This is a genomic window from Psychromonas hadalis ATCC BAA-638 (assembly GCF_000420245.1).
Classification (GTDB): Bacteria; Pseudomonadota; Gammaproteobacteria; order Enterobacterales; family Psychromonadaceae; genus Psychromonas; species Psychromonas hadalis.
In genome coordinates, this window is sequence record NZ_ATUO01000308.1 from 1 (window position 1) to 1,717 (window position 1,717).

Consider the following 1,717-nt stretch of genomic DNA (forward strand, 5'->3'; position numbering starts at 1 on the left):
ACCTCATAAAAAAGCCGAATATATGGCTGCAATGCACTCTATTTCAACGATCAAAATTGTCTTGCAATCGGAGAGGGTCCATATATGGTATAAAGTTGACGGAAAGGATGCCGAGTTCCCAATTGCTATTGAACCTTTTGGTGCCGTAACGCAAAGAGGTCAGGCTTATCGGAAAAGTAAGAATGATTTATATACACTTATGCAAGCATGGGTGAATGAAAAAGAACTCACTGATAATGATAAAACTTATGTTGTTGGCAATTTAATACGTGGTGGTGTTTTTAGCGGTGAAGCGAAAAAGAAAAAGAAATAGGAGTGTTACCTATGAAATATTATCTCGATATCACCTTATTACCTGATAACGAAATTACCCTAGGGTTTATTTGGTACAAGGTTTACCAGCAAGTGCATATTGCCCTTGCTGACAATAAAATTGCAGAAAAGAGCTCTGCAATCGCACTAGCATTTCCCCAATATAGTTTTACTTCGGGTAAAAAAGGGGATTTTCCTTTAGGTAATAAGTTGCGAATATTTTCCCCAACACAGGAACCGCTCGATAAACTTGATATTAATCGTTGGTTAAAGCGCTTCACTGATCATACTCATATTACCTCGGTAAAAGCAGTGCCTGATAATGTCAGTGAATTTGTTTGTGTTAAACGCAAGCAATTTAAAACTAATTTATCTCGACTCGCTAGGCGCAGAGCAAAGCGAAAAGGGGAGACCTTTGAACAAGCTTTGCAACATTATGCCAGTTTTGATGATGAACAAAGCAAACTGCCTTTTATTAATATTAATAGCCTCTCTAAAAATGAACAATTCCGTTTGTTTATCAACCAAGTGAAAGTACAAGAGGAAAATGTGGGGGAGTTTAACTGTTATGGTTTAAGTAAAGAACAAGCCACTGTCCCTTGGTTTTAATTCGTGTGTTTAAACCATATTTATGAAAAGGTATTTATAAAGAACCAAATTTAGTCTATATTTGGTTCTTTATTGTTTAAGGAGTACCCTATGTCATTAGCCAATCATATAAAACCGATCAGTTACCTTAAAGCCAATGCTGCTAAAATAGCAAAAGAGTTAAAAGAAAACGGGGAAGCTTATATTATCACCCAAAATGGTGAAGCGACAATGGTTGTACAGTCTGTTGCTGAGTATGAACAGACGCAAGAAACATTAGCGATGTTAAAAATGTTAGCACAAAGTGAGCGCGGTATTGAAAAACAGGGAACGGTAGATGCGAAGGATTTTCTGCAATCATTACGTGCAAAGAGGTTATAAAAGATGAATTATAGTGTTGAATTGTCACCTGATGCGCAGTTTGATATTGAAAGTATTTATCAACATTATATTAGTAATACAAACTCTCAAGTGGCAGAAAAGTTATTATTACAAATTGATAACGCGATTATTTCATTAGAAAATGAGCCATTAAGAGGTCACCATCCTAGAGAATTACAATCAGGTATTAGTGAGTGTAAAGAAATATTAACAGCACAATTTCGATTTATTTACCGTATAGAAAACAAGCGAGTAATTATTTTGATTGTATTACATCAAAAACAAAGTGTACAAAAAGCACTCGCCAATCGTTTGTTACATTAAAATAACCTAAAAATTGCCCTTTAAAAATTTAAATTAAAAATCAGTAAGTTACAAACAATCAAAAAAATTAGGTAAAAATGCATAATTTAACCTAATTGATTGTTGTAACTTA

The 1,717-nt window shown here is 34.3% G+C and carries 4 protein-coding genes; all 4 read left to right on the plus strand.

Annotated features, from left to right (window positions below):
• A partial coding sequence (locus tag G322_RS21510; RefSeq protein WP_033422277.1) for a type I-F CRISPR-associated protein Cas7f/Csy3 occupies positions 1-313 on the plus strand: 313 nt, incomplete at its 5' end.
• Positions 314-324: 11 nt separating this feature from the next.
• Positions 325-921, plus strand: a complete 597-nt coding sequence (cas6f, locus tag G322_RS0119125) for a type I-F CRISPR-associated endoribonuclease Cas6/Csy4 (protein ID WP_022943263.1) — start codon at positions 325-327, stop codon at positions 919-921.
• Positions 922-1,011: 90 nt separating this feature from the next.
• Positions 1,012-1,281 (plus strand): type II toxin-antitoxin system Phd/YefM family antitoxin, encoded by a 270-nt coding sequence (locus tag G322_RS0119130; RefSeq protein ID WP_022943264.1) that lies wholly within the window; start codon positions 1,012-1,014, stop codon positions 1,279-1,281.
• Positions 1,282-1,284: 3 nt separating this feature from the next.
• Complete coding sequence (locus G322_RS0119135; protein WP_022943265.1) at positions 1,285-1,605, plus strand: type II toxin-antitoxin system RelE/ParE family toxin; 321 nt, start codon at positions 1,285-1,287, stop codon at positions 1,603-1,605.
• Positions 1,606-1,717 lie beyond the last annotated feature (112 nt).

Excerpts from the sequence above, each read along its gene's own strand:
- G322_RS0119135 (WP_022943265.1), top strand. The coding sequence starts at position 1,285 with ATGAATTATAGTGTTGAATTGTCACCTGATGCGCAGTTTGATATTGAA.
- cas6f (WP_022943263.1), top strand. The coding sequence starts at position 325 with ATGAAATATTATCTCGATATCACCTTATTACCTGATAACGAAATTACC.
- G322_RS0119130 (WP_022943264.1), top strand. The coding sequence starts at position 1,012 with ATGTCATTAGCCAATCATATAAAACCGATCAGTTACCTTAAAGCCAAT.